14 protein-coding genes are annotated in these 12,514 nt (G+C 77.5%); 8 read left to right on the plus strand and 6 right to left on the minus strand.

The window, feature by feature from the left end; translation table 11 throughout:
- Positions 1-344 precede the first annotated feature (344 nt).
- Positions 345-1,190: a DUF3592 domain-containing protein gene (locus ABT122_RS31915; protein WP_351559382.1), complete on the plus strand. Its 846-nt coding sequence runs from the start codon at positions 345-347 to the stop codon at positions 1,188-1,190.
- Positions 1,191-1,258: 68 nt separating this feature from the next.
- Here the strand turns inward: ABT122_RS31915 and ABT122_RS31920 are convergent, their stop codons facing one another.
- Positions 1,259-1,852, minus strand: a complete 594-nt coding sequence (locus ABT122_RS31920) for a TetR/AcrR family transcriptional regulator (protein ID WP_351559383.1) — start codon at positions 1,850-1,852, stop codon at positions 1,259-1,261.
- A 339-nt stretch (positions 1,853-2,191) separates the two neighbouring features.
- On the opposite strand from ABT122_RS31920, the gene ABT122_RS31925 reads away from it, so the two are divergent.
- Positions 2,192-2,395: a hypothetical protein gene (locus ABT122_RS31925; protein ID WP_351559385.1), complete on the plus strand. Its 204-nt coding sequence runs from the start codon at positions 2,192-2,194 to the stop codon at positions 2,393-2,395.
- A gap of 283 nt (positions 2,396-2,678) precedes the next feature.
- Positions 2,679-3,209, plus strand: a complete 531-nt coding sequence (locus ABT122_RS31930; RefSeq protein ID WP_351559387.1) for an HAD domain-containing protein — start codon at positions 2,679-2,681, stop codon at positions 3,207-3,209.
- A gap of 403 nt (positions 3,210-3,612) precedes the next feature.
- Here ABT122_RS31930 and ABT122_RS31935 read toward each other — a convergent pair whose 3' ends face one another.
- The 4 genes from ABT122_RS31935 to ABT122_RS31950 form a co-directional block, all read right to left on the minus strand.
- The gene (locus tag ABT122_RS31935; protein WP_351559389.1) at positions 3,613-4,140 is read right to left on the minus strand and encodes a hypothetical protein; all 528 of its coding nucleotides are present in this window, start codon (positions 4,138-4,140) and stop codon (positions 3,613-3,615) included.
- Between the two features lie 817 nt (positions 4,141-4,957).
- On the minus strand, positions 4,958-5,743 hold the full coding sequence (locus ABT122_RS31940; protein ID WP_351559391.1) for a sulfite exporter TauE/SafE family protein: 786 nt from the start codon (positions 5,741-5,743) through the stop codon (positions 4,958-4,960).
- A 411-nt stretch (positions 5,744-6,154) separates the two neighbouring features.
- Positions 6,155-6,898 (minus strand): N-acetyltransferase, encoded by a 744-nt coding sequence (locus ABT122_RS31945; protein WP_351559393.1) that lies wholly within the window; start codon positions 6,896-6,898, stop codon positions 6,155-6,157.
- A 177-nt stretch (positions 6,899-7,075) separates the two neighbouring features.
- Positions 7,076-7,714 (minus strand): TetR family transcriptional regulator, encoded by a 639-nt coding sequence (locus ABT122_RS31950; protein WP_351559395.1) that lies wholly within the window; start codon positions 7,712-7,714, stop codon positions 7,076-7,078.
- A gap of 80 nt (positions 7,715-7,794) precedes the next feature.
- Here ABT122_RS31950 and ABT122_RS31955 point away from each other — a divergent pair, with 80 nt between their 5' ends.
- From ABT122_RS31955 to ABT122_RS31975, 5 genes are all read left to right on the plus strand, one after another.
- Positions 7,795-8,757 carry an oxidoreductase gene (locus ABT122_RS31955; RefSeq protein WP_351559396.1) on the plus strand — a complete coding sequence of 321 codons (963 nt, stop codon included), beginning with the start codon at positions 7,795-7,797 and terminating at the stop codon, positions 8,755-8,757.
- Between the two features lie 97 nt (positions 8,758-8,854).
- Positions 8,855-9,523 carry a TetR/AcrR family transcriptional regulator gene (locus ABT122_RS31960; protein ID WP_351559398.1) on the plus strand — a complete coding sequence of 223 codons (669 nt, stop codon included), beginning with the start codon at positions 8,855-8,857 and terminating at the stop codon, positions 9,521-9,523.
- Positions 9,513-10,133: a hypothetical protein gene (locus ABT122_RS31965; protein WP_351559400.1), complete on the plus strand. Its 621-nt coding sequence runs from the start codon at positions 9,513-9,515 to the stop codon at positions 10,131-10,133. The genes ABT122_RS31960 and ABT122_RS31965 overlap by 11 nt, the downstream gene beginning before the upstream one ends.
- Entirely contained in the window at positions 10,126-10,740 is a 615-nt protein-coding gene (locus ABT122_RS31970) for a GNAT family N-acetyltransferase (protein WP_351559402.1), read from the plus strand. Before ABT122_RS31965 ends, ABT122_RS31970 begins: the two co-directional genes overlap by 8 nt.
- Positions 10,741-10,817: 77 nt before the next feature.
- Positions 10,818-11,612 (plus strand): bestrophin-like domain, encoded by a 795-nt coding sequence (locus tag ABT122_RS31975; RefSeq protein WP_351559404.1) that lies wholly within the window; start codon positions 10,818-10,820, stop codon positions 11,610-11,612.
- A 29-nt stretch (positions 11,613-11,641) separates the two neighbouring features.
- Here the strand turns inward: ABT122_RS31975 and ABT122_RS31980 are convergent, their stop codons facing one another.
- Positions 11,642-12,145, minus strand: a complete 504-nt coding sequence (locus ABT122_RS31980) for a DUF1877 family protein (protein ID WP_351559406.1) — start codon at positions 12,143-12,145, stop codon at positions 11,642-11,644.
- Positions 12,146-12,514 lie beyond the last annotated feature (369 nt).

A 12,514-nucleotide genomic window follows, 5' to 3' on the forward strand; every position in this document is an offset into this window, starting at 1 on the left:
TACACTCTTTCCCACCACGCCGCTCTACCTATCTCGGGTGCAAGGCCTGCCCAGCGCTCCACCGGGGCCCCGGTCTCCTCACGGAGACCGGGGCCCTCTCGCCGCGCGCCCGGCCGGAAGCCGGCCCTCCCGCGGACCCCGCGCGGCAACATTCCCCCCCGCCCGTGCCGATGCCGCCCCGCGCCCGGCCCCGTCTCCCGCCCGCCCCGGCCGGCGCCAGGACCACCCCCGGCCCCCGAATCCCCGCCCCCTCCCGCCCCCCGATGTCCCCGGCCCCCGGCTCTCCGGAATTCCGGGGCGGCCCGGCCGGCGGGACCGCCGCGGTCTGCGCCTATGCTCCGGACATGTCCAGCAACACATCACCCGACACGGTGATCGCCTCCCGCGCCTCCCGCGCCCGCTTCGACGGCCGGCGGCTGCGCGTGGAGCGCGACCGTACCGTCTGGACCATCCCGGTGGAGGCGATCGGCTCGGCGGAGCTGGGGGACGGCAGCACGGTACGGGTCGAACTGAGCGGGGACGGGTCCGGCGCGCGCCACGGCCTTGCCGCGGCCCTGGTCCTGCCCGCCCCCAACGTGACCGCCGCCAAGGCGTTCCGCGACCGCCTGCACACCGCCCTGGCCGCGGTCACGCCCGCCGAGGACGGCCACGGCCTGGTCGTCAGGGAGACCCGGTCCGCGCCCCGCCACCGTTTCCTGACCCCCGAGTTCCGCCGGCACCGGATCGCCGCCGGGGCGCTGTCGGCCTGGCTGGTCCTCCTGGTGGCGGTCGGCGGCCCGGGGGCGCTGGCGTTCGTGTCCTGGCTGACTCCGCTGGGCGGGTTCATGGTCGCCGCCGCCGTCACCCGCCGCATCCGGCCGATGCGGACCCTGCGCCGCCGGGGTGTCACGGTCACCGGCCGGGTCGTCGGCTCCCTCTCGGCCGGCGCGCGCGGCAGCATCCAGCGCCACCCCCTGCTGGCCTTCACCGCGGCCGACGGGACGGACCACGAGGGGGTCAGATCCGTGGTGTCGGTGTGGGCGGACCCGCCGGGGGAGCCCGTCGAGGTCACCTACGACCCGCACGACCCCGGCCTGGCAGCCCGGCCGAAGACCTTCACCCACTCCTTCAACACCGTGGTGATGGTGGCCATGGGCACCCTGCTCGCCGCCCTCGGCCTGTTCATCCTGTATCTCCTGGCGGCCTCCTGACCCGAGGGACGCCCCCCCCGGTCCGGACGGGGCACGGCCGCTCCCGGACCCGGCCGGGCGGCGGGTGCCTACGCGGGGGACGCCCCGCGCAGCAGCCCCCACACCTCGCCGGCCGCCTGGGCGGCCGGCGGCCGGCCGCTCATGGACACCCAGTGGGTGAACACCCCGACGAAGGCCCCGGCCAGACAGTGCGCCCGCAGTTCCGGGGACGGGCCGGCCGCCGGACCGGCGGCGTCCGGCCCGTTCAGCTGCGCGGCCACCTCGTGGGCCAGCAGCGCGCGGAGCCGGTTGATGAAGCGGGCCGAGCCGCCGGGGCCCAGCATCCGCTGGTAGAGCGTGGTGTTCGCCTCGACATGGCGGAACAGGTCCACGAGCTCCCCGGGGGTGCGCCCGGCCGGCCGGGTCAGCGGGCACCGGGCGGCGGCGTGCGCGAGCCGCCCGGTCTCCTCCTCCATGGCGTCCAGGAGCAGGGCGTCGCGGTCGCGGTAGTGCTGGTAGACGGTCGCGCGGTTCACGGTGGCCCGCTCGGCGATATCGGCGATGGTCAGGGTCTCCGGATCGCGCTCCCCGGCCAGTTCCAGCGCCGCGGAACGCAGCAGGGCCCGGGTGCGCCGCACCCGGGGGTCCGCACGCTCGGCTGACGCGGTGGGCTTGTTCGGCATGGCGCCAGCATACGCACTGCATGACAGCTGACGGATAGGCGACACCGGTCGCCAAGTACCGCCGCCACAGCCCTGGCTGACGGATCATCAGATGTCTGGGGCGGCGGGGGAGCCGGCGGCCGGAGCGGCCTCACCCGGCCCCGGCGGACCCGGGTCGGGAGCCGGATGGCATGCCGGGCGGCGGGGCCGGGTGAGACGGGCGATGCCACGGGGGCGGCGGAGCCGAAAGGGCGCGTTCCGCTTCCCCGGACGGGTGGCGGCCCGGGCGGCACGGCGCCTACGATCCGGGGCACGCCGCCGACACGGACGGCCCCCGCCCCCGGCCCCAGGGAGTGCGCCATGCCCTCGTACCGCCGCCTCGTCACCGCCCTCGCCGTCCTGACCGCCGGAGGGCTCCTGCTGATCGGCGCCGCCGCGCAGCTCGCCCGGATGACCACCCCGGACACCGCCGCGCACACCCACAAGCGGATCAGCGATGTCGCCCCCGTCCTCGCCGGCGGCTCCGTGACCGGCGCCCCCGCCCCGCGGACCGCCACCGCCTGAGCCCCCGCCCGGCCGGGCCCCGTCCGGACGCGGCGCGCCGGGGACGAGATCGAGACCGAGGACGAACTCGTCACCGCAGCCGGGCCCGGGCCCCGGGGCGTACGCGCGGCGAGTCCGGCGGGGCGGCCGCGTGCGCCGCGTGCGCCGCGAGCGCGGCGTCCCGGAACCCCCGGCGCCCCCGCCCGCACCCCCGGCACCCGCACACCCGCCGACCCCGGAGGGAACCGGCCGCCGCCGTCGCCCGTTCGACGACCAGCGGATCATCCGCCCACCGGGAGCCCCCGTGCCGAAACCACTGCTCTACCTCGACATCGACGGAGTCCTCAACCCGGCAGGCCCCCACCCCCGGCCGGACTTCGACACCCACACCCTGCCCGGATTCCGGGTGCTGCTCTCCCGCCGCCACCGCGACTGGCTGCGCGAACCGGCACAGGTCTACGCGCTCCACTGGGCCACCACCCGGGAGGAGGACGCCAACACCCACATCGCGCCGCCGCTCGGCCTCCCCGCCCTGCCGGTCGTCCGCCTCACCGGCTACCGCCCCCGGCCCGGGGACCCCCGCGTCCCCGTGACGGAACTCTTCTCCCCCGCCAAGTGGGCCCCGCTGCTGCGCCACGCCGGCCGCCGCCCCTTCGCCTGGCTCGACGACGTCATGCCCTCCCGGCTCGTCCGCAACTCCCTCCTGCGGCGCGACCGGCTGCTGCTGCCCGTCGACGGCCGGCAGGGACTCCAACGCCACCACGTCGGCCGGCTCCTGGCCCGGCCCCCGCGCCCGGCCCTCCTGCCCGCCCGCCCCGCCCGCCGGCGGCCATGACGGCACCGGCACCGGCACCGGAAGAGGCCCGGACCGTATCCGGCCGGCCGACACCGGGAACCCGTCACCCGGCACAGGCCCCGGAGCCCCCGGTCCGCCCGGGGCCCGAACACGCGGCACCGGGCCGGGCGTTCCCGCTCCCCGGCCGCGGGGCGGCGCCCCGCCCCGCTCCGGCTCCCGCGGCATCCGCGGCGCCGCGCCCCGGCCCCGCCACCGCGAGGGCGCCGTACACGCGCCCGGCCTCCCGGCCCCCGGGCCGGCACACCGCCCGCCGCCGTCCCGGCCCCGCCCGGCCGGGTGACCGGGCGGCCCCCCCCGGCGCGTCCCGGGCCGCCCGGTGTCCCCGCGGGGGCACGCGGGCGATCCGCGCCCGCAGCGCCGGCGAGGGCCCGCGCCGTACGGGTCAGCAGCCGAGCCGCGCCCCGTCCAGCCCCGACTCCGCGCTCAGCACGAACCGCTCCGCCGACTCGAAGCGCACACTCAGCCGGACCGGCCCGCCGGGGATGTCCTTGCCGAAACAGGCCCTGACGGCGTCCGGGTCGCCGGGGGACTCCGCCTCCCCGTACGACGGCTCCTCCTCCGACCAGCCGTCATCCCCGGCCACCGCGCGGTAGTGGCTCAGCACCGCCGCCTCGGGGAGCGGGGAATCGTAGGTCAGGACGGACCCGATGACCTCCTCCCCGCTGTCGTCGAGGCAGCCGCTGTCCGGCTCCTCGAAACCCTCCGCCGGGCGGGCACCGGGCGGCGGCGAGCGCAGCACCTCCAGGGCCGCGACCTGCTCCACCCGCTTCCCGGCGCCCCGGCAGCCGTCCCCGTCCGCCGGACCGCCGACCAGCGTCACCCCCGCGACGAGCGCGCCCGCGCCGAGCAGGGCCGCTGCCAGGAGCACCGGGCCGGCGACCCCCCGGGATCTCTGTCGTGCCGAGTCCACCCTCGTCCCTCCGCAGAACCGCGGGCAGCGCTCCGCTGTCCACTGATCGAACTGTGGAGCGAAGGTACACGACCCGCCCCGCCCTCCCGGGACCGCCGGTCCGGCCGCCCGCGGGGGAGGGGCGGACGGATCTCTGCGCTATAGTGGATCTTGTCGCCGCGGCCGGGAAGTCCCGGGCGGGGGGCATGCGTTGGTGGTCCAAGGAAAGACACCCCACTTCCCGTGGGGGGATGCAGGTGCAAGGCCTGCCCAGCGCTCCACCGGGGTCCCGGTCTCCTCACGGAGACCGGGACCTCCCGCGTTCTCGGCACGGCCGGAGCCCCGGCCGGCCGCGCCTCCCGGGTGCCGGCCCCGCGCCGCTCGGGCGTCCGCCTCCGCGGCCCTGGGACGTGCGGGTCCGCGGAGGGCACCGCACCCTCCGGCCACCCGCCCGCCGCCCGGACGAAACCCCGTGTCCGGCAACGGGCGCACCCCCGTCGCGACCGCCGCGCCGGGCGCCGCCCGAGCCGCCGTCCTCGCCGTCTCCGGCCCCTCCCTGATCCCCGCCCCGGGCCGTCGCCGCCCCGCCGCGTCCGGGGCTCCGGAGGCCGCCGCCCCGCCGGGCCGCCGTCCGGCGGAGCCGGGGAGAGGGGACCTCCCGGGGCATCCGCTTCCGGCCCGCTCCCGCGCGCAGGGGGGACGCAGGCCCCGCCCTCACCGCTGAAGAACCCGGCGACGCGGCACCCGCCCCGGCGAACGGAGCGGCCGCCGCCGCCCGGCCCCCGCCCGCCGGAGCGCCCGCCCCCGGGCCGCGACCCGGTGCCGGGAGCGGCCCCGTTCACGCCCACTGGTCGAACGCCAGCTTCGCGACCAGCGAGAAGACCACCACCAGCAGCACCACCCGGACGAACCCGCCGCCCCTGCGCAGCGCCATCCGCGCCCCGGCCATGCCCCCGGCCAGGTTGAACACCGCCAGGACCGCCGCGAGCTGCCAGAACACCGTGCCCTGGGACGCGAACACGGCGAGCGCGCCGGCGTTGGTGCAGACGTTGACGATCTTCGCGGTCGCCGAGGCGGTGACCAGGCCCAGCCGGAGCACGGCGGTCAGCGCCAGCACCAGGAACGTCCCGGTCCCGGGACCGAACAGGCCGTCGTAGAAGCCGATGCCGCCGCCGACCAGAACGATCGCCGTGACCGTACGGGCCCGGCCGGGCGGCCGTTCCTCCCGCACGCCGGCGGCCGTGCCGAAGCGGGGGCGCAGCAGGACGAAGGCGGCCACTCCCAGCAGCACCGCCATGATCACGGGCCGGAGCACCTCACTGCTGATCCCCGCCGCGAGAGAGGCACCGCCCACCGAGCCGGCGAGCGCGGCGAGACCGATCCGCACCGCCGTCCCCACCCTCACCGGCGTACCGCGCACATAGGTGACGGCCGCCCCGGCCGTCCCGACGACGGCGGCCGCCTTGTTGGTGCCGAGGATGTACGCGGCCGGGGCCTGGGGCAGCCCGAGCAGCAGAGCCGGGAGCAGCAGCAGTCCGCCGCCTCCCACCACCGCGTCGATCCACCCGGCCGCCGCGGCGGCCAGAGCGAGGAGAACCAGCGTGGTCAGCGATATGTCGGGCACGAGCGACGACCTTAGGGAGAGGACCGGCACGCCGTCCATCCGCCGCCGGCCCGCTCCGTGCCCGGGGACGCGTCCGGGCCGCCCCGCACGGAACACCGCGCCGGGCACCGGCGTCCCGCGCCGCACCGGCGGCGTGCCCCGCCCGCGCCGCCCGGCGCGGACGCGCGGACACCTGACGGCCCCGGCCGCCGCACCGCCGCCGTGCTCCAGGGCCGGGCAACCGCCCCGTACCTCCCGGCCGCCGGCCCGGTGAGACGGACACGCGCCGGCCGCCCCCGCGGCTCCGCGTGCGCGGAACCCGGCCCCGGCCCTCGCCGGGCGGGCCGGGGCCGGGTTCCGGCAGGCGCGGACCGCCCGCCCGCCACCGCGCCCGGCGCGGCCCGTCCCCGCGCCGCGCCGCGCGCCGGGGTGTCAGACGGTGTGCCGGACCCAGACGTTGGGCTCGACGTACACCGCGTACCCCCGCCCGGGTTCGCAGTGCACCGGCACCAGCGCGCCGGGGACCTCCACGGGCCCCGGGGTGTCGAAGGGCAGCCCGGTCCACGCGCGCCACTGCTCCAGGGTGCCCGGTATCGTCATCGACGCGGGGGCGACCCCTTCCACCGTGGCGCCGAGGCGGGCGTGGACCCTCAGCCAGGGGTCGTGGGGCAGGCCGTCCGGGCGGGTCCGCGCGGCGTACTCCTCGATGGAGCCCCCGGTCTCCAGATGCTTGGCGGTGGGTCTGACCGGGGCGACGAGGGCCGGTATCCCCAGCCGGCGGACGTTCTCCCGCAGGGCCTGGACCATCAGGCCGGAGATCCCCTCGCCCTGACGGTCCGTCCGCACCGTGATGTCCAGCGCGCTGACCGTGTCCGGCCGCTCGCCGGCGCGCAGGTCGGCGAAGGCCCACAGCAGGACCCGGTCCCAGCCCATGCCCGGCAGCTTCCCCCGTCCCGGCGCGTCCAGGCGGAAGGGGGCGCTGAAGGCGTGCGCGACCACCTCGCCGCCGTCGTCGGTGGCGATGAGCACATGTTCGGGGAATTCCGCGGGCACATGGGCGTAGCACGCCCAGCCCACCGGGTCCTCGGCCATGAACGCGGGCCAGGTGTCGGGCATCTCCCACATCGGCCCCTGGAGGCCGGGCCGCTCGGCGAGGGTGGTGATCGTCAGAGCCATGGGCGGGACGATAGCCGCGGGACCGGCTGGGAAGCACCGCATTTTCCGCCCGCCCCGCCCCGCCGGTGCCGGGCGCCGGGGGCGGGGGCGGGGAGCGGCGCCCCGGTCCCCGCGGACCGTCCGCCCCGTCTGCGCCGGCCCGGGGGCTCCCGGGCCGGGATCTCCCCGCCGTCGGGCCTACGCGGTGCCGGCCCCGCCGCCGGCCGGGGGCGCGTCCGCGTCCAGCGCCGGGGCGATGACGGCGAAGGCCCGGGTGAGGAGCCCGGCGGGGTCCTCACCGCCGCCGCTGCCGCTCCACCGCTCCAGCACGGCCTCGAAGGCGGTCAGCGCCATGCCCGCGGCCAGCCGGGGATAGAGATCGCTCCGCGGGACGGCCCCCGGGCGGCGGACCAGCTCCGCCGCCAGGTCCTCGCGCCACTGGGCCTGGCGCTCCAGGAAGCGGGCGTGCAGGGCGGGGGTGCCGAGGATCAGCCGCACCACCGGCAGGGCCCTGTCCGAGTGGTCCGCGCAGGCGTCGACGGGGACCCGGACGGCGTGCAGCAGCGCCGCGGACGGGCGTTCGCCGGCGGGCCGGGCCGCCAGCTCCGCGCACATGCCGGCGCCCATGCCCGTCAGGAACCGCACGACCACGTCCTCCTTGGACGCGAAATAGCGGAAGAACGTCCGCCGGGACACCCCGGCGGTGGCCGCGATCTCGTCGACGGTGACCGCGTCGAACCCTTTGAGCGCCAGCAGCCGCAGGGCGGCCTCGGTCAGTTCGCCGGAGACGAGCTGCCGTTTGCGCTGGGCCAGGCTGACTTCGGGGCGGGAGCTCACCGCACCATCGTAATGCCATGCCACCCATGACACCCAAGCGCCTCTTGACACTCTGTGCCACGCGCGGCAGTCTGTGCCGCATGAGAGAGCGGCAGCGCTGGACCGCCGAGCAGATCCCGGACCAGAGCGGGCGGTTGTCCCTCGTCACCGGCGCCAACAGCGGCCTCGGCCTGGCGACCGCCCGTGCCCTCGCCCGCCGGGGCGGGCAGGTGATCCTCGCGGTGCGCGACCCGGCGAAAGGGCGGCGGGCCGCCGCGGAGATCACCGCCGGACACCCGGGCGCCCGCCTGGAGGTGCGCCCCCTGGACCTGTCCGACCTCGGCTCGGTCCGCGCCTTCGCCCGCGCCCTGCGCGCCGATCACCCGCGCCTGGACCTCCTCGTCAACAACGCCGGGCTGATGGCCCCGCCCCGGTCGCTGAGCGCGCAGGGCCACGAGGTGCAGTTCGCCACCAACCACCTCGGCCACTTCGCGCTCACCGGACTGCTGCTCGGCCCGCTGACCGCCGGCCGCGATGCCCGTGTGGTCACGGTCAGTTCGGTCAACCACCGCCGGGGCCGCCTGCGCTTCGACGACCTCGCCGGCGAGCGCGCCTACGCGCCCATGGCCTTCTACAACCAGTCCAAGCTCGCCAACGCCGTCTTCGGCAGCGAGCTCCACCGGCGGCTGACCGCGAGCGGGAGCCCGGTCCGCAGCGTGCTCGCCCACCCCGGCTACACCGCCACCCGTCTGCAGACGAGCGCGCCGACCGGTCTGTGGCGGGTGGTGTTCGGCCGCATCGGCAACCCGCTGTTCGCCCAGACCCCGGACCGGGGCGCACTGCCGCAGCTGTACGCGGCGACGGCCCCGGACGTGACGGGCGGACAGTTCATCGGCCCGGACGGCCCGGCCGAACTCCGCGGCGCTCCGGTGCCCGTGGCGCTGTCCCCCGCGGCGGCCGACCCCGCGACCGGCCGCCGCCTGTGGGAGCTGTCGGAGCGGCTGACCGGTGTGCGCTTCGGCTTCCCCCGGCCCGCCGGCCCGCCCGGTGCGCCCGTCCCCTGACCCGGGAACCGCGCACCCGGCCCGCCCTCCCGCCCGGGCGGCCCGCCCCCACCAGGGCGTACCACCAGTACACACTGCTGGTGTGTACTATAGGTACATGCCTCTTCCCCGCTTCCACCGGCTGCCCCCCGAACGCCGCGAACAGATCCTGGCCGTCGCCCAGCGGCACTTCGCCGGACAGGGCCCCGAGACCGCCTCGTACAACAGGATCATCGAAGCCGTCGGCTTCTCGAAGACCTCCGCCTACCAGTACTTCGACGGAAGGGACGACCTCCTGGCCGCCGTCCTGGACGGTGTGCACGACCGGCTCCTGGCCGCCCTGGGCCCCTGGCCCGGCACCCGGGACACGGCGGAGTTCTGGGACCGGCTGGAAGCCGGCTCGCGCGCCCTGGTCACCCATCTCCGCCTCCACCCGGACGATCTGGCACTCGCCGGCGCCGCGCTCGCCCACCGCGGCACCCGGCGCTGGCTCGGCTGGTTCACCGCCGTGGTGGAGAACGGACAGCGCCTCGGCGTCATCCGCACCGACACCGACCAGGACCTGCTCGTGGCCGTGACCGCCGCCGTCTTCCGGGCCGCCGACGAGTGGGCACTGGCCGCCCTCGGACCGTCCGCCGAGAACGGCCCGGCACCGGACACGGCCGTGCGGGACACGGGCCGGCAGGTGTGGAGCCTGCTGCACGGCCTGTGGACCGCGCCCGCGCCCGCCGGCCGCGCGCCCGCCACCGGACACCGCGACCCCGGGGACGGCGGCCGTGCGCACTGACCTGAGCGTCGACTGGGACATACCCCCGACACCGGGCGGTCTGCCCGGCCGGCTGGCACGGTTCATGGGGCCGGGCAAGTCCCGCTCCGAATCCGCCGTGGAGAACACCGGCCTGGCCCTGGGCGCCACCGTCCTGGCCGCCGGGATCTGGTCCACCGGAGCCCACCACACCTGGTCGGCCCCGCAACTGGCCATCGTGGCCCTCGCCGGACTCGACCTCATCGGCGGCATCCTCACCAACGCCACCAACGCGGCCAAACGCTGGTACCACCGCCAGGCTCCCGGAACCCGCCGCGCCCGGCTCCTCTTCACCGGCGCCCACCTGGCGCACCTCGCCGCCCTGGGACTCCTCGTCCTCCCCGGCGACTGGACCTGGACCCTGGCCAACGGAGCACTGCTCCTGGCCGGCGCGGCCGCCGTGGAGTTCACCCCCCTCCACCTCAAGCGCCCGCTGGCCATGGCCGTCTTCACCCACGCCGTTCTGGCCAACCTGTTCTGGCTCCAGACACCCACCGCGCTCGCCTGGTTCGCACCCCTGTTCTTCCTCAAGCTCCACATCTGCCACCTCGTCCCCGAGGCCCCCCTGAAGCGGCGCCACCACCATGGCTGACACCACCGGGCCCTGGGAGACCGACACCTCCCCGCCGCCCCACATCTGCGCCCGGACACTGGCCGGGGCCTTCGCCCGCGAACCGGCCGTCTCCTGGATCTGCGGCTCCTCCGCCGCCGTCCGCCACCACTGGTTCACCGCGGTCCTGACCACCCAGGCCGCCCTCCCCGGCGCCCGCAGCTACACCCTGGCCGGCCCCGGCGGCCGCCCCGCCGCGGCCGCCGTCCTCACCCCGCCCGCCGCCACGCCCCCGCCCGCCGCCCGGGCACGGTGGGCCGCCCGGACACTGGCACGGTGCGGACCGCGCGCCCTCGGACGGACCCTGCGCTACCTGCACTCCACCGGGGCCCGCGCACCCGGCGGGGCCTGGACCCTGGAATTCATCGGCGTCGTCCCCGCCGCCACCGGCCGCGGAGCCGGCCGCCTGCTGCTGGACCGCGTCATCGCGGACACACCGGCCACCGCGGGGATCTTCCTCACCACCGCGGACCCCGGCAACGCAACCCTCTACCGGCACTTCGGCTTCGGCACCCTGCGCCGCACCACCACCGGGCCCCTGACCGTCACCGCCATGCACCGGCCGCCGGCGCCACCCCGCGCGCGCTGAGCCGGACCGGTGAACCGCCGGCGGACGCCCGCGCTCCACCGAGCCCGCGCGGCCGGCTGTCTGCCAGGTTCGGGGCTGTGCTCATCACCGTCGTCGTGGCCGCCCTCGCCCTGGTGGGAGGGGTCGCCGCCAACCGTCTGCTGCACCGCAGGGCGGTCGGCGACGACACCGAGGGACTGAGCGTCAGCGACCTCACCGGACCGATGCAGACGATGACGGTCCTGGTGCTCGCCTTCGTCCTCGCGATGGCGGCCGGCTCCCACGGCAACGCCGAGGAGGCGGCCCTCGCCGAGGCCGGGGCGGTGGACCACATGTACGAGGTGGCCGACTTCGTGCCCGCCGCCCGGCGCGAGCGCCTCCAGGCCGCCGTGGTCTGCTACACCCGCGCCGTCCGCGCGGTGGAGTGGCCCGCCCCGGCCGGCGGCCGGGCCTCCCCGGAGGTCACCGTCTGGAGCACCGACTTCCGGGTCGCGCTCAGGGAACTGGGCGGTGCCCCGCCGTTCGAGATGCTGGTCGTCGCGGACGACAGACGCGCCCAGGCCCGCCAGACCCGGCTGGCCGAATCCAGCCCGACCATCCCCGGGGGCATCTACTGGTTCATGCTGGTGAGCCTCGCGGTCACCATCGTCGCGCTCGGCCTGTGCCTGCCGCGCACCGGCAACCGCCCCCAGCTCGTGGCACTGCTGGTGATCACCGCCCTGCTGACCGGAGCGCTGCTGATGATCCGCGACGTGGAACGCCCCTTCACCGGCCTGATCCGGGTGCCCCCCACCGCCATCGCGGACACCGGGGAACAGGCCACCCGCGCGTTCCGGGCGGCGTACGGCACGGACGGACTGCCCTGCGACGACCGGGGCGGCAGACGGACCTGAGCCCCCGGCGCCCCTCCGCCGCGGGCCGGTCAGGCGATCCAGACCAGCAGACCGTGCCGCAGCCGCGCCGCCGCCCCCACGAAGACGGCGAGATCCCGGTACGCGGACGCCGCGTCGTCCAGCCGCCCGCCGGGCCCGCCGCCCGCGTACGGGTAGACCCCCGCATCCGCCAGCTCCGCCGGGGCCACCCCCTCGACGAGCCCCTCCGGGGTGATCCCCGCCATCGCCCCGGCGGCGGCGATCACCCGCTCCGGGCCGATCATCCGCGGCGGTCCGTACCCCCAGTCCTCCGCGCCGGGAACCTCCTCCTCGCCGTGCACCACATCCACCCCGACCCCCCGCAGCCTCAGCAGATACTCCAGCGCGTGCCACATCTTCCCGGTGCTGTGCAGACGGCCCCCGGCGCCGGACGCGCCGTCACCCGCCGCCGCTCCCAGATGCTCCTCGACGAATTCCCACGCCCAGTCCGGATGCCTGACCGCCCGGTCCAGCTCGGCGGGGCTGAGGCGGGCGTACTGTCCGATCATGCTCATGGCCGCATCGTAGAAGCCGCCACCGACAACCGCGGCCGGCCCCGGCGCCGCCCCGCACCTCCGCTCGGCGGTCCGTGGCCCTCCCCGGCCGGCCCCGTCGCCGCCCCCGGCGGCCGCCGCCCCTCCGGGCGGGTCCGGGAAGTCGACGCTGCTCCTGCGCGTCCTTGGTCTCGGCGGGCCGGCGGCGGCCCACCGCCGCCGGGTCCGTGAACACCCCGGCCGGGCCCGCCGCTCCGCCCGTGCGCCGGGGGGCCGGCCGCCCCCGGGCCGCGCCCGGGGGGGGGGCCGCGGGGGGGGGGGGCCCCCCCCCCCCCCCCCCGGGGCCGCCCCCCCCCCCGGGGCCCCCCCCCCCGGGCGCGGGGGGGGACC

The sequence above is a fragment of the Streptomyces sp. NPDC001985 genome, from assembly GCF_040296845.1.
Classification (GTDB): Bacteria; Actinomycetota; Actinomycetes; order Streptomycetales; family Streptomycetaceae; genus Streptomyces.